This is a genomic window from Ekhidna sp. (genome assembly GCF_963691765.1).
Classification (GTDB): Bacteria; Bacteroidota; Bacteroidia; order Cytophagales; family Cyclobacteriaceae; genus Ekhidna.
Genome location: NZ_OY829375.1, coordinates 2,276,647 through 2,296,697 on the forward strand (window position 1 = coordinate 2,276,647; position 20,051 = coordinate 2,296,697).

Annotated in this window: 20 protein-coding genes and 1 tRNA gene; 15 read left to right on the plus strand and 6 right to left on the minus strand. The window is 38.4% G+C overall.

What is annotated here, in order from left to right; genetic code table 11:
• Positions 1-3 precede the first annotated feature (3 nt).
• Entirely contained in the window at positions 4-534 is a 531-nt protein-coding gene (locus ACY650_RS10295) for a 3-hydroxyanthranilate 3,4-dioxygenase (protein ID WP_462247252.1), read from the minus strand.
• Between the two features lie 41 nt (positions 535-575).
• Here ACY650_RS10295 and ACY650_RS10300 point away from each other — a divergent pair, with 41 nt between their 5' ends.
• Both ACY650_RS10300 and ACY650_RS10305 read left to right on the plus strand, forming a co-directional pair.
• Complete coding sequence (locus tag ACY650_RS10300; protein ID WP_462247254.1) at positions 576-1,352, plus strand: SDR family oxidoreductase; 777 nt, start codon at positions 576-578, stop codon at positions 1,350-1,352.
• A gap of 4 nt (positions 1,353-1,356) precedes the next feature.
• Complete coding sequence (locus ACY650_RS10305) at positions 1,357-2,784, plus strand: aldehyde dehydrogenase (RefSeq protein WP_462247256.1); 1,428 nt, start codon at positions 1,357-1,359, stop codon at positions 2,782-2,784.
• 51 nt (positions 2,785-2,835) lie between these two features.
• On the opposite strand, the gene ACY650_RS10310 is transcribed toward ACY650_RS10305, so the two are convergent.
• Both ACY650_RS10310 and ACY650_RS10315 read right to left on the minus strand, forming a co-directional pair.
• Entirely contained in the window at positions 2,836-3,570 is a 735-nt protein-coding gene (locus ACY650_RS10310; RefSeq protein ID WP_462247258.1) for a hypothetical protein, read from the minus strand.
• Between the two features lie 380 nt (positions 3,571-3,950).
• Complete coding sequence (locus ACY650_RS10315) at positions 3,951-4,571, minus strand: carboxypeptidase-like regulatory domain-containing protein (RefSeq protein ID WP_462247259.1); 621 nt, start codon at positions 4,569-4,571, stop codon at positions 3,951-3,953.
• Between the two features lie 71 nt (positions 4,572-4,642).
• Here ACY650_RS10315 and ACY650_RS10320 point away from each other — a divergent pair, with 71 nt between their 5' ends.
• From ACY650_RS10320 to ACY650_RS10345, 6 genes are all read left to right on the plus strand, one after another.
• A complete protein-coding gene (locus ACY650_RS10320) occupies positions 4,643-5,026 on the plus strand; it encodes an ArsR/SmtB family transcription factor (protein WP_462247261.1) in 384 nt (127 codons plus the stop codon).
• The gene (locus ACY650_RS10325) at positions 5,023-5,709 is read left to right on the plus strand and encodes a YjjG family noncanonical pyrimidine nucleotidase (RefSeq protein ID WP_462247263.1); all 687 of its coding nucleotides are present in this window, start codon (positions 5,023-5,025) and stop codon (positions 5,707-5,709) included. The genes ACY650_RS10320 and ACY650_RS10325 overlap by 4 nt, the downstream gene beginning before the upstream one ends.
• Positions 5,710-5,795: 86 nt before the next feature.
• The gene (gene pruA, locus ACY650_RS10330) at positions 5,796-7,421 is read left to right on the plus strand and encodes an L-glutamate gamma-semialdehyde dehydrogenase (protein WP_462247265.1); all 1,626 of its coding nucleotides are present in this window, start codon (positions 5,796-5,798) and stop codon (positions 7,419-7,421) included.
• Entirely contained in the window at positions 7,421-7,837 is a 417-nt protein-coding gene (locus ACY650_RS10335; protein WP_462247267.1) for a VOC family protein, read from the plus strand. Before pruA ends, ACY650_RS10335 begins: the two co-directional genes overlap by 1 nt.
• Before the next feature lie 52 nt (positions 7,838-7,889).
• On the plus strand, positions 7,890-8,678 hold the full coding sequence (locus ACY650_RS10340; RefSeq protein ID WP_462247269.1) for a hypothetical protein: 789 nt from the start codon (positions 7,890-7,892) through the stop codon (positions 8,676-8,678).
• Positions 8,679-8,710: 32 nt separating this feature from the next.
• Positions 8,711-10,237: a sensor histidine kinase gene (locus ACY650_RS10345; RefSeq protein ID WP_462247271.1), complete on the plus strand. Its 1,527-nt coding sequence runs from the start codon at positions 8,711-8,713 to the stop codon at positions 10,235-10,237.
• A 3-nt stretch (positions 10,238-10,240) separates the two neighbouring features.
• On the opposite strand, the gene ACY650_RS10350 is transcribed toward ACY650_RS10345, so the two are convergent.
• Positions 10,241-10,642, minus strand: coding sequence for a response regulator (locus ACY650_RS10350; protein WP_462247273.1), 402 nt, complete (start codon positions 10,640-10,642; stop codon positions 10,241-10,243).
• Positions 10,643-10,915: 273 nt separating this feature from the next.
• Here ACY650_RS10350 and ACY650_RS10355 point away from each other — a divergent pair, with 273 nt between their 5' ends.
• Both ACY650_RS10355 and ACY650_RS10360 read left to right on the plus strand, forming a co-directional pair.
• On the plus strand, positions 10,916-11,320 hold the full coding sequence (locus ACY650_RS10355) for a hypothetical protein (protein ID WP_462247274.1): 405 nt from the start codon (positions 10,916-10,918) through the stop codon (positions 11,318-11,320).
• A 4-nt stretch (positions 11,321-11,324) separates the two neighbouring features.
• Complete coding sequence (locus tag ACY650_RS10360) at positions 11,325-11,879, plus strand: hypothetical protein (protein WP_462247275.1); 555 nt, start codon at positions 11,325-11,327, stop codon at positions 11,877-11,879.
• A 59-nt stretch (positions 11,880-11,938) separates the two neighbouring features.
• On the opposite strand, the gene ACY650_RS10365 is transcribed toward ACY650_RS10360, so the two are convergent.
• Positions 11,939-14,533, minus strand: a complete 2,595-nt coding sequence (locus tag ACY650_RS10365) for a helix-turn-helix domain-containing protein (RefSeq protein ID WP_462247277.1) — start codon at positions 14,531-14,533, stop codon at positions 11,939-11,941.
• Positions 14,534-14,766: 233 nt separating this feature from the next.
• Here ACY650_RS10365 and ACY650_RS10370 point away from each other — a divergent pair, with 233 nt between their 5' ends.
• The 3 genes from ACY650_RS10370 (at position 14,767) to ACY650_RS10380 (ending at position 17,182) form a co-directional block, all read left to right on the plus strand.
• A complete protein-coding gene (locus tag ACY650_RS10370) occupies positions 14,767-15,342 on the plus strand; it encodes an ankyrin repeat domain-containing protein (protein ID WP_462247278.1) in 576 nt (191 codons plus the stop codon).
• 24 nt (positions 15,343-15,366) lie between these two features.
• Complete coding sequence (locus ACY650_RS10375) at positions 15,367-16,470, plus strand: acyltransferase family protein (protein WP_462247280.1); 1,104 nt, start codon at positions 15,367-15,369, stop codon at positions 16,468-16,470.
• Positions 16,471-16,531: 61 nt separating this feature from the next.
• On the plus strand, positions 16,532-17,182 hold the full coding sequence (locus tag ACY650_RS10380) for a hypothetical protein (protein WP_462247281.1): 651 nt from the start codon (positions 16,532-16,534) through the stop codon (positions 17,180-17,182).
• Between the two features lie 500 nt (positions 17,183-17,682).
• On the opposite strand, the gene ACY650_RS10385 is transcribed toward ACY650_RS10380, so the two are convergent.
• Positions 17,683-17,756, minus strand: a tRNA-Asn gene (locus ACY650_RS10385).
• A 240-nt stretch (positions 17,757-17,996) separates the two neighbouring features.
• Between ACY650_RS10385 and ACY650_RS10390 the strand changes: the two genes are divergently transcribed.
• Positions 17,997-18,425, plus strand: coding sequence for an Hsp20/alpha crystallin family protein (locus ACY650_RS10390; protein ID WP_462247282.1), 429 nt, complete (start codon positions 17,997-17,999; stop codon positions 18,423-18,425).
• A 148-nt stretch (positions 18,426-18,573) separates the two neighbouring features.
• The gene (locus ACY650_RS10395; protein WP_462247284.1) at positions 18,574-20,040 is read left to right on the plus strand and encodes a Do family serine endopeptidase; all 1,467 of its coding nucleotides are present in this window, start codon (positions 18,574-18,576) and stop codon (positions 20,038-20,040) included.
• Positions 20,041-20,051: the final 11 nt, after the last annotated feature.

Below are 20,051 nucleotides of genomic sequence, written 5' to 3' on the forward strand. Positions count from 1 at the left end.
TTTTTAATCAGTAAATCTTGGATCTGTTTCCATGACTGTACCGCAATTATCGCAAGTTCTCAACTCTTCAGAGTTAAAAAACTCTCTGAATCTTGGTTGGAAATCTTTCTCTACGTCAACAAGGGGAAAATAAGTGTCGTGAAGTTTGTGGTTACAATTATCACAGAACCACATTAAACCATCCGTATGGCTAGACTCACGCTTACGTTCGATAACTAAGCCGACTGTATTTTCAGGACGAGCCGGTGAGTGAGGAACTTTTGCTGGGTGCAAATACATTTCACCTTCTTTGATAGGAATCTTTACAGCCTTACCATCCTCTTGTATTGTTACCTCAATGTCTCCTTCTAATTGATAAAACAGTTCCTCTGTTTCATTGTAGTGATAATCTTTACGCGCATTTGGTCCTCCAACGATCATTACTATATAATCGCCAGCTTCTTTGTATAGATTTTTATTGCCTACTGGGGGCTTCAGTAAATCCCGATTTTCATCTATCCATTTTTGTAGATTAAAAGGTCTTTTTATCGCCATGTCAGAGATGTTTATTTTTGAAGAAAAGTTAGGAAAAAATTATGGATTTAGACCTGAAAGGTAAAAGAGCATTGGTTTGCGGTAGTTCGCAGGGAATGGGGCTAGCTATTGCACAAGAACTTAGCCAAATGGGGGCTAGTGTTACACTTTTTGCTCGAAGTGAAGATTCCTTAAAACTTGCTTTGGCCAAATTGGGTCCTGGAAACCATGATTATCTAGTGGCTGATTTTGACAATCTTGAAGATGTTAAAAAAGAAGTTCGGAAAGGTTTATCAAATGGTGTATATCATATTTTGATAAACAATACTGGAGGCCCTGCCCCTGGACCATTGGCTAATGCCGATCTTGATGAGTTTGATTTGGCTATTGGGAGGCATCTCCATGTAAGCCATACGCTAGTGCAGTTGCTGCTCCCTGGAATGAAAGAAGCCAACTATGGACGAGTCGTTAATATAATTTCTACCTCAGTAAAAGTTCCAATACCTGGACTGGGTGTCAGTAATACAGTTAGAGGTGCAATGGCTTCTTGGGCAAAAACTTTAGCTAATGAATTGGGCCAATTTGGGATTACTGTCAACAATATTCTACCAGGATTTATTAATACCTCTAGAATTGAAAGTTTAGTTGCGGGAAAATCTAAAAGTCAGGGTAAATCGAAAGAAGAAGTTGAGAGTGACATGAAAAAAACTATTCCTGCAGGACGTTTTGGTGAGCCTGAGGAGATTGCAGCATATGCAGGGCTATTATGCAGTAAAAGTGGTGCTTATATAAGTGGCACAAGTTTAAGAATAGATGGAGGTCGAACTGGTTCAATTTAATGACATGCAAAAGATTCAGAATTTCATAAATGGGGAATATATTGATCCGATTAAAGGAAATTACATTGACAATGTAGATCCAGGAACTGGTAAAGTCTTTGCCAGCATTCCTAATTCAACTCAAGAAGATCTGGAAAAAGCTGTTTCTGCCTCTCAGTGTGCATTCCCAGAATGGAGTAGCATGGCTGCTGATAAACGTAGCAGAATTCTTCACAAGCTTGCTGATCTTATCGAAGACAATCTAGAGGAACTGGCTCGAATGGAAAGCCGCGATAATGGAAAACCATTTTGGTTAGCAAAAGCAGTTGATATACCTCGAGCAAGTGCAAATTTCAGGTTTTACGCTTCTGCCATAGTTAACTTCTCCTCAGAAGCTCAAGTTTCAGAAGGATTCATGGTAAACTATACTCGAAGAGCTCCCTTAGGCACTGTAGGTTGTATTTCGCCATGGAATCTGCCGCTATATCTTTTTTCCTGGAAAATTGCGCCAGCACTTGCGATGGGTAATTGTGTAATTGCGAAGCCTTCGGAGCTAACTCCCATGACTGCTTACATGTTGGGGGAATTGTCGAAAGAGGCTGGAATGCCTGCCGGCGTGCTAAACATTTTGCATGGAGAAGGAAAGGGTATTGGACAAGCGATTGTTGAACATACTGCTACGAAGGCTATATCATTTACTGGAGGTACTGCCACAGGAAAGATTGTTGGAGCAACAGCCTCCCAGCAGTTTAAAAAAGTGTCATTGGAGCTTGGGGGCAAAAATCCGAATATAGTTTTCTCAGATTGCGATCTTGAAGAGGCTGTCAAAACAAGTGTGAAAAGCTCTTTTACCAATCAAGGAGAAATATGTCTATGCGGCTCTCGAATTCTGATCGAAGATGCTATCTATGACGAGTTCAAAGAAAAGTTTGTGAAAGAATGTCAGAAGTTAGTAGTTGGAGATCCTTCGGATGACAATTCAAACCTTGGAGCACTTGTGTCGGAATCTCATTTGCAAAAAGTAGACTCGTACGTCAAGTTAGCGATAGAAGAAGGAGGTAGAATATTGCACGGAGGCAATAGGATCGAGAAAGATGGATTTTACTATGAGCCAACAGTCATAGAAGGTCTAGATGAAAATTGCCGAACTAACCTGGAAGAAATCTTTGGGCCAGTAGTTACATTGAACAGGTTTAAAGATGAAAATGAGGCGATTAGAATATCTAATTCTACTAGATATGGCCTTTCTTGCACCATTTGGACTTCTGATTTAAAGCGAGCTCACCGAGTATCACATGCAGTACAATCTGGTATTATTTGGGTCAATTGTTGGCTGGTTAGAGATTTGCGAACTCCATTCGGAGGAATGAAAGATTCAGGTATTGGAAGAGAGGGCGGGAATGAAGCTCTGAGATTTTTTTCGGAGCCACAAAATGTATGTATTAAACTTTAAGACATTAAAAAACCCTGACATCTCTGCCAGGGTTTTTTAATTCTAATTTCCTTAAACAGCTTCTCCAGCTTTAAGTCTTGCAATTTTGAAGGACTTTCTTTCTTTGTGTCCACAATAACCGCAAGCATAGTATTTCATTAATTCTCCTTCTTCCGTTTCTGTAGCAACTTGAATCACTTCTTCTCTATCAACTTTTAAAGTTTGATAATTACAGTTGTTGCACTGAAGGGCATGAAGTCTACCATTATATTTTTCGATCTTGGTGAATCCTGATTGCTCATCAATCCAAACATCGTAATCAACAGAGAATGCATCTTCCTCAGCCTGCATACCTTCATCAAGGTAAACATCTTCTTCTTCCTCACTTAGAAGTTTCATTTTTCTTCCATCAGGAGAAGTTCTTGGAGTATATCTTAATTTCTTAAGTCTTTTCTCAATAAAGAATGGATAGTAAAACTTTAAGACATTCTGAATGATCACTCCCAAAATGATTGCGAACATTGAGCTCATGAATAGCCTTACAAAAAACCACAGCCATGTAGACTCAGCAAAAACAGTGTTGAAGTAAAGTGTGCCTCCTACGATTATGAGCAATGCACCATTCCATAGCATGTTGATTTCATGCATGTTGATGTAGTCATATCTGGTTTTAAAGTCTCCAGTAGCAAGTAATTTCAGGTAGTGTCCTAACAAGATTAATACGCCGACACCAGCCACAGCCATGGCTAGATATCCTCCGTAAGTGTTCCAGTTGGTAAGTAGTTCAGGTGAAATAGGGTCAGTCATAGCATCTGTTTATTAGATCCGGGAAATACTCCGTATACAAAAATGTCACATTTTTTTAAAAACTCAACGTATTAAATTAAAATAAGAAGAACCTAAATCCTTCACATTTGGATGTAAAATATCAAAAAAATGTAATACTGACAATCCTATTGCCATAACATAGGATCAAGATATTTTAATCGAAATCAATCAATTCGAAATACAATAGTTCTTTTAATTAAGAATTAAACGTAATTATTACTTATTTATCCGCTATGACTCTCTATAGAGTATTTGAACCAAAATTTGTTACAAAAGATCTCCAAAAAGGATATCTGAATCCAATTAGGATTAGAAACAAATTCATTAAGTAACTAAAAAAATTAAAAGGAGATAGCCATTTAGTTTTTCTTTCGCTTGAGTGAATTGATAAAGTTTGCCCAAGCGAAAGGATTAAGCAATTGATTTTGCGGCGGTGAATAGCGATTAATGTAAGATTGTCTTTGTAATTGCATGTAATATTGGTGGTTCGCATTCGGAGACGCTGGTAAGTTTAAATAAGCTTCTGACATCACTTGACTATTCAACCACTGATAAATATTCGCATACTCTCGTTGATGAGGTAATTCCATGCTTAAAAGTGCTTCTTTAAACATGCTTTCTGTTGGGTATGGTCTGATCTCAACCTCTTCAAGAAACTGTATATCCTCTTCTAATGCAATGATTATTCTGAGGCTTGATTCCTTATCATATTCTGGAATAATATAGTATGCGCGTTTAAAGCCTACAGCACTAAAGATTACGCTATCACCCTCAAGTACTGGCAATGAGAAGAAGCCATATGGGTTGGTAGTAGTGCCTCTGCCTGACTTTGGAATATATACATGAGTGCCCGGAATTACAGAAGTGCTGTCGACTCCAAATACAACTCCAGTAAACTGAATTACCTTCTTGGATTGCTCTTGCGAGTAGACAATTCCTTCTGTGAAAACAAAAAATAAAAGAATCAGTATATATCTCAAATCAAGTTCCTTTATCTATTAAAAGCGATTTAATCAATAATAGTTTAACTTAAGGTAAAAGTAGTGAAAAAATGAGGCTCAAGAACTTTAACTTGTCTTATGGAACCCAAATTTTCAAGTCGTTTTCGGATGAGTCTCGTACACGTATAATTCATTTATTATATCGCCAAGAAGAGCTCTGTATTTCAGATCTTGAAGCAATTTTGGACTTCACTCAAACAAAAACATCTCGTCATATAACGTATTTAAAAAATGCTGGTTTGGTCACTTTTAGAAAATATGATCAATGGGTTTTTTACAGTATTAAAGAAGAAGGCTATGATATGGTCAGTCAGATTTTTGAATTTTTAAAAAAAGATCCTGTTTTAAGTAAGGATTTACAGGTATACAAGACGATGAATGCTAATCTTGCTCTCGCAAAAAATAAGATAGAGGCAAAAAATTATAATAGGTGAAGGGAATCAAGCACGTATTCTTCGATTTAGATCACACGCTATGGGACTACGATCGAAGTGCTCATGAGACGTTGACGGAGATATATTTTAATCTAAATCTTAACAGTGGAGATCTCACTCAAAAGAAATTTGTTAATACGTTCTATGATGTCAACGACAAGCTCTGGCAGAAATACAACAACGGATTAATCGATCGTGAGTACATCAAGACACAGCGCTTTAATGAGGTTTTTATCAAGTCTGGAATTGATGTTGAGAAGTCTCCATTAGCATCTTCATATTTCCTCGAGAATTGTTCCAAGAAGCCTTATTTGATGGAAGATGCACTGACTGCTCTTAATTATTTATCCAACAGGTATGAGCTCCATATAATTACAAATGGCTTCCTTGATGCGCAAAACAGAAAATTAGAAAACTCTGGAATAGCCAAGTATTTTAAGGTGATGATTACTTCCGAATGCATAGATGCGAGAAAGCCAAATCCAGTAATATTCGAGCATTCATTGAAAGAAGCCTCAGCCACAAAGGATGATAGTATCATGATCGGAGATAACCCTAGGACTGACATTCAAGGGGCTAAAGACTATGGGATTAAGACCATATTCTATGATCCATCAGGCAGAAAAAAATCTCTGGCTGATTTTACAATACAATCTCATATCGAGCTATTGAAATTGCTATAGTATGTAGTCTGGTCAACTATTAAGGGACCACGAATTTTTGAACTATTCATCTTACTTTTGCGCTCCTATCTATAAACAACAGAAAGATGCCAAAAGGAAATTTTTTCGTACCTGATCCGATTAACGAACCAGTATTGAGCTATGCTCCTGGAACAGCCCCTCGAGAAGAGTTGCTAGCTAAATACAAAGAAATGTATGACCAGCAGATTGAAGCTCCAATGTTTATTGGTGACAAGGAGGTGCATACTGATAAAAAAATACCGATGACATGTCCGCATGATCATCAACATGTTTTAGGACATTTCTCAGAAGGAGATGCATCTCACGTTAATGATGCAATCAACGCTGCTTTGAATGCAAAAGAAGCATGGGAAAAGATGTCTTGGGAAAATAGAGCAAGCATCTTTTTAAAAGCTGCTGATTTGATAGCTGGACCTTACCGAGCTAAAATCAATGCGGCGACTATGCTTGGGCAAGGCAAGAACGTACATCAGGCAGAAATAGATGCTGCTTGCGAATTCATAGATTTTCTTAGATTCAATGTCTCTTTTATGCAAGAGATGTATATGCAGCAGCCGATATCTTCCGATGGCATTTGGAATAGAATGGAATATCGACCGCTTGAAGGATTTGTATTTGCAATCACGCCATTCAATTTTACAGCAATCTCTGGGAACCTCCCCGCTGCACCAGCAATGCTTGGAAATACGGTAGTATGGAAGCCAAATTATACGCAAGTATACTCTGCACAAGTCATCATGGAAGTCTTCAAGAAAGCAGGACTGCCAGACGGAGTTATCAACTTAATTTATGTAGATGGACCAGTAGCTGGTGACGTGGTCTTCAAACATCCGGATTTTGCCGCGCTGCACTTTACAGGTAGTACTGGAGTTTTTAAAATGCTCTGGAAAACGATTGGCGCAAACCTTGATGCTTACAAAACTTATCCTAGAATTGTAGGAGAAACTGGGGGTAAGGATTTCGTGGTTGCTCACAAATCGGCTGACGCAAAAGAGGTTGCCACCGGCCTTGTAAGAGGAGCATTCGAATACCAAGGGCAGAAGTGTAGTGCCGCTTCAAGAGCTTATATCCCTTCTAATATTTGGTCAGATGTTAAGAAATATATGATTGAAGATCTACAGTCCATCAAGATGGGCTCTCCAGAAGATCCATCAAACTTTGTTAATGCTGTTATTGATGGGGTATCATTTAAAAAAATCTCCGGATATATAGATCAAGCTAAGGCTGACAAAGACGTAGAAATCATCGCAGGTGGTAATTATGATGATTCCAAGGGTTGGTTTGTTGAACCAACCGTGATTGAAGCAAAAGATCCTAAGTACAGAACAATGTGTGAGGAAATCTTTGGACCTGTTCTAACTATTCATGTTTATGATGAAAATAAGTTCGAAGAAACATTGGATATTGTTGATCAGACTTCTCCATATGCATTGACTGGAGCGATTTTCAGTAAGGATAGATATGCTGTTGACTTGGCTACTTATAAGCTACGAAATGCAGCAGGAAATTTCTACATCAACGATAAACCTACTGGTGCAGTAGTAGGACAACAGCCATTTGGTGGAGCAAGAGGCTCTGGCACGAATGATAAGGCTGGCGCAATGATGAATTTGATGAGATGGGTAAGTGCTAGAACAATTAAGGAAACATTTGATTCACCTACGGATTACCGCTATCCATTCTTAGGGTAATGAGCTTACTTAGACCATTCCACCTTGCTGTTCCGGTAAAAGATCTCGATGAAACGCGGATCTTTTACCGTGATGTAATGGGTCTTGAGGAAGGTCGATCTTCAGAAAAATGGGTTGATTTCAATTTTTTTGGTCATCAATTTGTGATTCATATGGTTGATCAAAGGAGTGATAGTTCGGTGAATCCTGTAGACGGGAAGGCTGTGCCTGTTCCACACTTTGGAGTAGTTTTAGAATGGGGTGATTGGGAAAAACTATCTGAGAGACTTGAAGGTAAAGTCAATTTTATAATTGAGCCATATGTTCGATTTGAAGGAGAACCAGGAGAACAAGCTACCATGTTTTTTCATGACCCTTCTGGCAATGCCCTTGAGTTTAAAGCTTTTAAGAATGATGAGGATATTTTTAGGAAATAGCTTTTAATTTTATTTGCGAATGTATTCTCAATAGCAAACTACATTGGAAATTATGAGTCAGCAGAGTGAAGAAAAAGTAGATGAGATAATAAAACTGACAAAGTCTGAGGCCTTGCAGGGCGGAAAGTTTAAAGACTTTATTACCGAGCTGATGCCATCAGTTTGTAAAGCTGCAAATGGTTTTCGTTCCTCCTTTTGGCTTTACAGATCAGAAACTGATGAATTCGAAAGTATTCAAAGCTTTGATTCAGAATCAAATACATCCTCCGTTGGTGAGGCTGTAGATAAAGCTACTTTTGATTCATTTATCCAACTCTTGAAGCAGCAGCATTTTGTTCATATAGAAAGCGGTGAAGATTCTATTGAGTTGGGGGAATTTGCTTTGGATTATTTGGTTAAAAATAAGATGCGTTCTTGGGCAAGTATCCAAGTTTGGAATGACAACCGATTGTTTGGAATATTGGCAATTGAGTGGCAGTCTAAAAATGACTTCTCTGATCAGGATAAGTTGATTATGGTAAGCGCTGCTTCAATGATTAGTCAATGCTATGATGCATTGTTGAGACTAAAAGAAGATTTTCTTCATCGATCGGAAGTTAGTGACCTCAAAGTAGAAGAAAAGGAAAAAGAGAAACTTGAGCGCAAGTTGTCCGATCATGCATTTTATACCTCTCATAGCATCCGTCATCCATTGTCTACCATACTAGCACTAATAGATCTAATCAAGCTAAATTGGGAAAGCAGAGAAGCTTATGAAGAGCTTTTACAGCAGCTTAAAATTGAAACAATGAATCTTGATGACACAATCCGTGTCATGACCGCCAAAATTGAATTAGATTAGTCGACTTAAAATCGTACTGCGACCAACTTAACATGACCAAAAGACCGAATCGGATAAAAGAAATAATTCTCCGTAGAAGCACATTTATCATCTTTTTGATATTGATTCTTGGTGCATTCGGGTTACTACGAATTGTTGCCACTCACAAGGATATTGATGATGTTGCGAATATAGACTTGCCAATTATTGAGATTTTAACTCAGATCGAGACTAACCAACTCGAACAAGCCATCGCATTTGAAAGAGCAATAAGATATTCAGAAGAGCTAGATACCAATGGAGATATTGCACTACAGGGTTTTGCAGAAGCTGATAGTACATTTAGATATTTAGCAGCACTTGTTGATGTTGATCTATTAGAAGCCGAACAAGAGGTTTCAGATGCGCTCAAACAGACAAGTCAGGAAGTGCAAAGGATAAAGTTAAAAGGCCTACTTCTTTCCATAAAAAAGCTCGCAAGTGATCATACCAGCTATGAGCAGCATGCACTTGAAGTAATGGATTTGTTGGAGGAGCGTCAGATTGAAGAAGCAGTTTTTGCATCTGAGCGCGTCGAATCTGAAGAGGATCAATTCAACAAACAAGTTGAAGGAGTTTTGATGCGTCACGAAATGTTTACAGAGGCATTGGTAAAGGTAGTGGAGCAGGAAGAGGTACTTTCGATGAAGTGGATTGTAACGCTAACACTCCTATTTGTTATACTATCTCTTCTGGCGGTCTACACATTTAGCTATCGAATTTGGAGGCCACTAGAAGATATTCGTACAGGAGCTGAAAGGATTGGTCAAGGCAATTACAATGCGAAGATCAAGCTTAGCTCAAATAGCATAACAAGTGATATTGTAGAGTCATTCAATGATATGGCAGATCAACTTGCGTATTCTCAAAGTGAAATTGATCAATTTATTCATTTCTCCTATAGCACTGCAGATGACTTAAAGGCTCCAATTACCAATCTTGGATCACTCCTGGATATGTTGAGTAAAGACAACTTGAATCAATCTAATTTCAAAGCAATACTTAACAATGCAAAGAAGACTAATCAACAACTAGAGAAGACGGTTAATTCTTTGGTTGAAGTCAATAAAGTGAGAGAGGAACTATCGACCGATGGAGAAGAACTTGACATAGATGAAATTTTGAAGGAGGTGGTTTCAACTCAGATTAGTAAAATCAAAAGTTGTAATGCTGTTATTAAGAAGGATTTTTCTGAAGCTCCACTTTTATTCTATCCCAAGTCTCAATTAAAAGCAATTTTTAAACATTTATTGATTAACTCTCTTGCTTATAGAGATCCTGAAAAACAGCTTCAGATTAAAGTCAAAACCAAACAGGTCAGTGGTCATACTACGCTCATTTTTAACGATAATGGGTTAGGATTTGATTCTATTAAATACAAGAATGAAATTTTCAGACCATATACGAGGTTGCATTCTCATGTTGATGGTTCTGGATTAGGTTTATATATAATAAAAACCATAATCGATTATCATAGAGGAGGAGTTCGGGTTGAAAGCGAAGTACGCAAAGGGGCCACGTTCGCGCTAAGATTAAACTAGTTCTTAGTTTTCTATAAGGTGACTCTCGTAGATATTTTCAAGTAATTCCGGAGAAAGCGGCTTAGATATGAATGCTGTGATGCACTTCGATGAGGATGCTCTTTCTTCATCTTTTGCAGAAATGGAAGAAGTCAGCATAATTACTCTCGTAGACCCATTGATGCCTAATTTTTCATATTCTTCAATAAAATCCCATCCATCTTGTCCGGGCATATTTAAGTCTAAGAAAATGATATCTGGAGTTTCGCCTGAGGATTTTACGCTATTAAGGAAGTCTAGTGCGTGAGGAACATTGTTGATTGATTCAACCTCATCTGCAAATTTCGCATGTTTGATAATGACAGAATTGATCGAATTCACAATATCATCATCGTCGATCAAAAGTACTTTCTTATAAGTTTCCAATGGCTAGTGGTTCGTTAGAGATTTTAAATTTAAGCAAGCCCACCTAAAATTTGATTTGGCCTCCTGCTTTTTTGGATAAAATTCGATTACACCCCAAAGATTATGGGTGAATAGATGCATTGACCGGATACAATTATTCAAGCTTCAAAAGTAAAGTAGTGTCGGTTTTGCAGGACAGTCTGAATTCCTCTTTACGATTAAATTGAAATGAATACGTTATTTTTAATACAAGCAATAACAAGCTTATCAGTCCTAATCTAAATTTATTTAACTATGAAAACCATTTTTAATTCCGGCGCATTCAAGCAGGTAAGATGGCAAACCGTGGTGGTAGTGGCTCTTGCATTAGCATTGGGTTTAAATATATTATTCGGCAGAACATCCCTCAAGGAAGCTAAAAGAATAACAAAGGAGCTTGAACTCCGAATTGATACTTTACAAATAGTTGAAGAAGAGTATAAAAAGTTAGAAGAAAAATATGTAGACCTCTACAACGAATTCGGTAAAACCAGAATGCAGTTGTCAGATTTCAGAGATAAGCTCGCTAAAATTTCTGAATCGCAAAATACAAGTCTTAGAAATATCCGCAACGAACTTGGCAATCTTGTTGATGAGTATGATACGATCGATGTTTCCATCCCCACGGATTCTGTAAGTTTAGACAGCCTTAGATTTTAAAATCATGAAAACTCACTACCTATCTATTTTATTTTTGTTCCTTTCTTTTATTTCTGTTGGGCAGGAAATCAAGTTTCGAAAATCAGACCAAAAGCTAGTACTTAAGAAGGGTGATGTGGTGCAAGTTCAAGCGGATACGGCATATATTATCAGTCAAGATCGAGCGCAATTGCTAAATGAAAAACTTGATGAATTAGAAAACGCAAGGAAGCTTAATACTGAATTAAAAACTATAAATGAAGAACTGCTATCTAAAGTTAAAGAAGTTGAAAAGCTAGTTTCCAAACTTCTGAAGCGTATGGAGTCCTCATCAACTGAGGTTGATGTTGATCTAGAACAAATTCTCAAGGATCTAGATACTAATCTTGCCTCATTGAAATCAAATAACAACGAACTGACCAAAAACAATCAAGATTTGAAAAGACAAATAGGTGAGATGGATCATACAATTGATCGCCTGAAGAAGGAAATCAGAGGTATATGGTGGAATGGATTTACCGATAAAATAGTAGTAGGTGCGCTTGGACTAGGTCTAGGCTATTTAATAGGTGTTCTTTGATTTACTATATCTTCCAATTGAAATAGTAATTTCTCAGGGGGTGATCCAATTAATCCGATCTAAATCAATCCTTTTTCTTTCAAAGACTTTTCAAGCTTTGACTGATTTCCCCAGAACCGATCCTCAATTTTTTGCATGACATCATCAAATTCCGGATGATCTTTCAAAGGGTTAATAAGTGGGTCATCTTTTATTAATAAGATCCAGTATTGAAAATTATCCTGTGTCGCGAAGATATTCAGTTGTTCGATAGCCAAGTCTATTTCTCCTTCATTGGCGTATTTCACAGCTAAGCTTACACTTTTGTAGATGGATTGATCATTTTCACAGTAATCTGCATATGACTGGTAATATTCCTGAGCCTGATCTCTTAGGCCCATCTTTTCATATAATTTACCAATCCTTATATCTTCCTGAGCATAAATATTAAGTCCATTTTCTTCTTTGGCGGTGATAAATTTTTTGAAGTAGTAATAAGCACTGTCATAGTCTTCTTTGAAAAAGTAGAATTTTGCTACATCCTGCAAGATGTCTAATCGCGTGGTATCCTTTTTCCATTCCTTCAATAAGGCTTGTTTGGTAAGTTCTAAATTGGGTTCCTTGGCGTACAGTATCAAGGCTTTTACATAAGGAGCCCAATAGTTCGCTGGAAAGTGGTTAAGTGATTTGTTAATATACATGAGTGCCTCATCAATAAAACCATTCTGGATGAGGGCATTACTCAAGTTTAAGTAGCGATAGCTTCGGGTTATCGAATCGCTAGCTGCCACGTCAAGTTGCACCCCCTTCAAAGCGTACTCCAGGTATTTACCAGAATTCGGTACGATTCGAAAATGGAAATCTGCAAGCATCTGTATAGCAAAAGATGAATTAGGATTATACTCCAGAGCTTTTTCCAGATGTGGCAGGGCTAGTTCGTACTCCTTTGTTTGTACATAATAAAAATACTTCGCGATCAGACTCTCGGCGGATTTCGAATCATAAAGTAACGCCTTGTCTGCGTAACTGTTAATCTTTTCAGTATGCTCTTTCTCCATTCGGGACATTTCAAGCAGATAGTAGGCAATGGCAATGTTGGCATGAGCCAATGAGAACTCAGGATCCAGTTCAATCGCTTGTTCGAGTAAACCAATGGCTTGTTGCAGCCCATCTGGTGTTCGCGAGTTTAGTGGGCCAAGCGCCTGAAGGTAATAGTCATAGGCCTGCAGGTTTTCAGTAGGTTTTTTCCCTATGAGCTCAAGTTCTGATGGGGTTACGATGACTTCTATGGAGTTGACGATATTTCGAGCCACTTCATTCTGTAATTCAAAAATATCAACCACTTCCCGGTTATACTGCTCTGCCCAGAGGTGCCTATCGCTTGAGGCATCAATCAACTGGATATTAAGTAGTATTTGGTCTCCAATCTTTTGACCACTGCCTTCTACAAAATAACTGACATTGAGTTCTTCCGCTATTTCGGGAATTGTCTTATTGGTGTTTCTGTATTTTTCTGCCGAGGATCTACTAATGACCCGTAGGTCTTTAATCTTTTGAAGGTTGTTCAGCGTTGACTCCATCAGTCCATTCACAAAATACAGATTTGTCGAATCACTGCTCTCGTTTTTGAATGGTAAAACGGCTATGGATTTATAGCTTAAGCTCGCTACTGAATCTGATCTCCATTTTCCATTGAATATTCCAAAGTAGTGAGCAAGAACCCCAATTAGGATTACAGCAGCAAATGCGGACCACTTCAGAACTGGATTTTTTTTTATGATTCTCGGTTTTCTTTCCTCAACAGTGCCCAATTGGTCATTGGAAACTGCATACACTTCCATTGGTTTTGTAACGTTTTTCAGTTTATGAACCCCCATGGACGCTGTCAGTAGATCGTCTTGATTCTTAACTTCGTCAAACACCTTGTCGGAGATAAAAACACTTCCCGTTTTGGCAAGTGCTTCAATTCGGGCGGCAACATTTACACCATCTCCTATAATTTCTTCATCTGTTACAATGATATCGCCCGTATGAATTCCAATTCTAATCGGAACTTTAGGTTCATCTCTAAAAGCAAGCTGCATTTCAATACCACATCGCACAGCATCAATAGCACTTGGAAATGTGCTTAATGTGCCGTCACCATAATATTGAAGGATACGTCCTTTATATTTTTTTGTCGAAGCATCAAAAATTTTTCTGTGTCTATCACGGTAAGATATCCCTTTCTTTTCATCTGTCTGCATGAGAGAAGTATACCCCTCAATATCAGTGAACATTATGGCAACCAGTTGCCTTTGTCTGTTTGAGGGGATTTCAGAACCCTTGTCAATCTCTCCTCTTCTACTCACTTCACCTGGTGGATATCCATAGTATTCCCTGAAGCACTTAATGAAATAGGAAGTACTTCCAAATCCTACCTTGAATGAAACTTCCGAAATATTCATGGAAGTCTGTCCAAGTATCTCCATACTCTTTTCCAACCGTACCTGACGAATAAACTGACTCGCAGAGAGCTTGGTATGCCGCTTGATCTTTCTAAGTAGATTAGAACGACTGGTGTTCATAGCTTCTGCCAAATCAGAAACACCAAATTGTTCATAGGATACGTTCTCAAGGATGATGGATTTCGCCTGATCTACAAAGTTTCCGGTGTTGAAAGAGATATCTGACATAACATTTGTGTGAATCAAAGCTAGTGATATTTAAAGCAAGTTAATTCTGGAAAGAATCCCTCTAATAATATGAAGAATGCATTTTCTTGCTTCATAATTTATATATCTGCTTCATAGTTTTTATGACTTCCGCAAACTTTATGGATTTGGCTTCATAGCTCATAGCCCTCACTTTCACTTCTCTCTGACCTTTGTGAAGAATTAATTGATCACAAAAACATTAAAAAATTGAGATGATGAAAACATTAAAAAAAAGCACCCTGATATTACTAATGAACCTTGTCATAGTGACAATGTTTTTGCAAGCTTGCGGCCAAACCAATACGAGCAAGAAAAATGAATCAGGAATTGAAAAGCCTGAAATGGATATTCACGCCGCAGTGCTATCCGGCGACCTTGCGGTAGTAAGACAACATATAAAGGCGGGCACTAACATTAATGAAAGGGAGCCAATGAGTGGTTCAACACCCTTAATCTCAGCAGCAACATTTGATAAAATAGAGATTGCGAAAGCACTGATCGAGGCAGGTGCAGACTTAACTATCTCTAATAACGATGGCTCAACTCCGCTTCATTCTGCAGCTTTCTTTTGCCGTGTTGAGATCGTACAGATGCTGATTGATGCCAAAGCAGATAAGACGATTAAAAATAATTTCGGTGCAACTCCGCGAGAAACTGTAATGGGTCCATTTTCTGAGATTAAACCCTTCTATGAAATGATGCAGCAACAGTTAGCACCACTAGGAATGCAACTGGATATGGAACAACTAGAAAAGACCCGCCCAGTAATCGGGATGATGTTGCAATAACGGATCAGTAAATAAAGTATTCTTATGATAATTGAAAGAAGATACGATATTGACTGGTTGCGAGTGATTGCGATAGGATTGCTTTTAGTATATCATGTCGCAATTATCTTCCAACCATGGGCCATGTTTATTGGATTTATTAGAAGCGACGAGATGTTGGAAAATATCTGGAAGCCTATGACCATGCTGAACGTCTGGCGAATCCCTTTCCTATTTTATGTTTCGGGTATGGGCGTTTATTTCGCCATCCGAAAGCGAAATTGGAAAGAACTGTTGCTTGAACGATCTAAGCGAATTCTTATTCCTTTCGTCTTTGGCATATTAGCCATTGTTCCATTGCATTTTCTGGTTTTTCAGAGATACTACAATATGCCCTTAGGCTATAATGCACATCCTGCACATCTGTGGTTCCTAGGAAATATATTCATCTACGTTCTAATGCTATTTCCTCTTTTTTTCTACCTAAAGAAAATAGAGGGTGGAAGATTCATGGAGCGTTTATCGCTCTTTATGAGTAATCCCATAGGTCCTATTTCCATAACAATCTTTTTTATCCTTGAAACCATAGTTGTAAAGCCGCAGGTCTTTGAACTGTATGCTCAGACCTGGCATGGATTCTTCCTTGGACTTCTGGCTTTCTTTTTCGGTTTTCTTTTTGTGTATGCTGGTAAGAGCTTCTGGCAGACTATTCTGAAATGGAGGTGGCTTTACCTGGGGATGGCAGTGATTTTATATGTTATGCGGTTGATGTTTTTCGAACTGAAATCGCCGGGATATCTCATGGCATTCGAATCCAATTGCTGGATCCTTTCGGTTTTTGGATTCGGATACAAATACTTGAACAAGCCGAGTAAAATTTTAAGCTATTTAAGTCAGGCTGCTTACCCGGTTTATATCATTCATATGTTCACATTATATACAGGAGCGATGATTTTTCTTCCATTGGATATGTCAGTGGCGCTAAAATTCATATTGATCACAGTGTTCACGGGCATCACGGGCTGCCTGATTTATGAATTCAGCATCAAGAGGATAGGTTTTCTAAGGCCGTTGTTTGGATTAAAATGGCGGTTAAATAAATCTAGAAAAAGAAAAATTCCTTCGGGAACGACCAAATTATCCAGCTAGTAAACTGGCTACTGATGACTATTCAATTTCAAAAAAAACATTCTTTTAAAAAACTACTATTATGAAAAATTTAATTGTAATTCTCTTATTATTCGGAACGCTGAGTGCTTTTGCTCAAGCAAACTCACCATCGGGTAAAGAAACGGAAGTCACCCATAAGTGGAGGGTAAGCACACCTTACTTTATCATAACAGATCCTATCGGGGGAGGGTGGAACGATCGAACAAGTACACAAATGATAGAGCTTCATGTAAAGCGTAATCTGGATAATAAGAATATCATAGGACTAAAGTTTGCCACCTGGCGATTGTTTCAGCCAATGGGAATCCAATGGTGGGATGGTCTATTAGATAAGCTAGAGACAGAAAGTGAATTCTATGTAGGACATGTACGGGAAAGAGGTATAGGAATAACGTACCAGCGAATGCTCTGGAAAGGGCTATTTGCAACTGTTGAAGTTTTGCCACAATTTCAAACCTATATGGATTTAGATGGTAATGAACTAGGAAAGGATTTCAAAGTTTATAATTCCTATCATTTGGGTTACCATGTCTCAATTGGTAAGAAAAAACGATTTTTCATAGAACCCCAGATTCATTGTCAACACTGGATGTTTGATGACAATGCTCCAGCTGGGTTTAAAGAGATGGACGATAAGTGGGCAAACTACTTTCTTTTTGAGCCAAACATTTACGTAGGGGTTAACTTTTAAGCTTTACTTTAAGCGGTGGAGGCGAAAAACAAAAAGGGCATTCAGTATACCTAACTGCCTGACTTCAAAGGTTTTCCTTCGTGGGCTCGATCGGAGTGGCGTACCACCCAAGCGACCCTCTGAATATCTTATTGGTAATTAGTAAAAACAAAAAAAGCCCGGCGTTTGCCCGGCTTTGCTCTCCCTCTTGGGCTCGATCGGAGTGGCGTACCACCCAAGCGACCCTCTGAATATCTTATTGGTAATTAGTAAAAACAAAAAAAAGCCCGGCGTTTGCCAGGCTTTGCTCTCCCTCTTGGGCTCGATCGGAGTGGCGTACCACCCAAGCGACCCTCTGAGTATCTTATTGGTAATTAGTAAAAACAAAAAAAGCCCGGCGTTTGCCAGGCTTTGCTCCCCCTCTTGGGCTCGATCGGAGTGGCGTACCACCCAAGCGACCCTTTGAGTATCTTATTGGTAATTAGTAAAAACAAAAAAAGCCCGGCGTTTGCCAGGCTTTGCTCTCCCTCTTGGGCTCGAACCAAGGACCCTCTGATTAACAGTCAGATGCTCTAACCAGCTGAGCTAAGGGAGAATTTTTTCCTAAAAAGGAGTGCAAATGTAAGCATCCATTTCACAATTCTCAATGCACTCAATCAAAAAAATTTTTAATAGTAAAATTTGATCAAAAACAGACATTATGTCATATTAAATTTCATCAATTTGCATATAATGTGCCAAAATGGCATTAAATATTGTTCTTTTTTGCGTTGGTATGGAATTCGATCATCTGCAAACCATAAATCGAATTTGTAAAACATAAACACAATAGAAAATGGGACTTATAAAGTATAACACAAACGACTACAGACCTACCAATTTTAGAAGCTTGGTTGATCAATTTTTTAATCAGGATTTTTCTGGTGGATCTGTATCATCTTTTTCGCCAAAGGTTGATATCGCAGAAACTGAGTCTGAATTTGAAATTCAACTTCATGTTCCCGGAATGAACAAGTCAGACTTCAATATTGACTTGAACAAAGATCAAATCACTATAAGTGGTGAAAGGAAGATGGAAAAAGAAAATAAGGGGAAGAACTTTCATAGTGTCGAGAGCTACTATGGAAACTTCAACCGCACTTTTTATCTACCAGATATAATTAATAAGGATAAAGTAGATGCATCGTATGTTGATGGAATATTAACCATCACATTGCCTAAGGATGAAAAGAAAGTAACGAAGAAGCAAATAGCAGTTAAGTAAGTGTTTTGAGAGTTGGTGAGTGGGGGTGCTTTATTTGTAGAGCACCCCTTTTTTGTTAAGATTGGTTAATGACGCTTTGATTTGGGACATTGAGCAAAACCATATCTGCATTTTTACGGTATAACCATGTATCAAAAAGGATTAAAATATGAGTAAAAGGAGTTTAATAATGGCAATGGTCTTCTCCTCTCTCTTTGGAGGAATAGTGGCCGTAATAGGGTTTTCATTTATTGCACCTAAGGAAACTATTGTAAGACCAATAACGCAGGATGCAAATCCAGTTAGTTTGACAAACTATGTGTTTGATTCAGCTGACTTCATTGTTCCCAGCGGTCTAAATTTTGTGTTTGCCGCAAAGAATGCAACCAATTCAGTAGTTCATATACGTACTACCTATAGTGAAGGTATGCGAGCTAATAACCCGTTCAATGATTTTTTTAAGGACTATTTTGGAGAACGGTATGAGCGAAGAGGCGGACCGGCACGCGGTGCAGGTTCAGGAGTTATTATTTCAGCAGATGGATACATTGTGACAAATAACCATGTGGTCGACAATGCAGATGAAATAGAGGTGGTTTTAAATGACAATCGAAGCTATCAGGCAAAGGTTGTAGGGGTAGATGAGAATACTGATTTGGCCGTGCTCAAAATACAAGAAGAAAATCTAGTTGCAGTAAAGTATGGCAATTCTGATGAAATTAATATTGGTGAATGGGTGCTCGCGATTGGAAATCCTTATGAATTTAGGTCGACTGTTACCGCAGGAATAATTAGTGCCAAAGGAAGGAATATCAATATTTTAAATGGCAGCTATAAGATTGAATCATTCATTCAGACTGATGCAGCAGTAAACCCTGGAAATAGTGGTGGAGCATTAGTTAACCTGAGAGGCGAGCTTGTTGGCATTAATACTGCGATTGCATCTCCTTCTGGAGCGTTTGCTGGTTATTCTTTTGCAGTCCCAGTGAGCTTGGTTAAAAAAGTAGTAAGTGACCTAGTTGAATATGGAAAAGTGCAGCGAGCTCTTCTTGGAATATCCATATATGATGTGAATGCGCAGGTGGCTGAGCAGTTTGATTTAAATATTCTAAAAGGAATTTATGTCAATGCCGTGATGGAAGGTAAGGCGGCAGATAGAGCGGGGATTGAGAGAGGTGATGTTATAATAGCGATAGACAATAAGCCTGTAAATAATGTGGCACAGCTGCAGGAACAGGTTGCTGTGAAACGTCCGGGAGATGAAGTAGAGGTGAAGTTTATTCGTGACGGCAAAGAAAAATTTGTAATAGCAAAGTTGAGAAATGAAGAAGGGTCGCTGGATATCGTTGAGTTGGCGTCCGAGTATAAAGTGGAGGGTGCAACTTTTGCTGATGTCTCTGATAATCTAATGGATAAATTGGGAATAGATGGCGGCGTGCAGATCAAAGAACTTGGGGATGGAAAGTGGAAAGATGTGCGGATGAAAGAAGGATTTATTATCACCGGAATAGACAATGAGAAAATCAAAAACATTCGTGATCTAGAAAGATATTTTCAAAGAACTCGCACAGACGGAATTCTGATTGAGGGTGTCTATCCAGATGGAAGTAGAGCACATTATGGTTTAGGTTTATAAGCAAATTGATT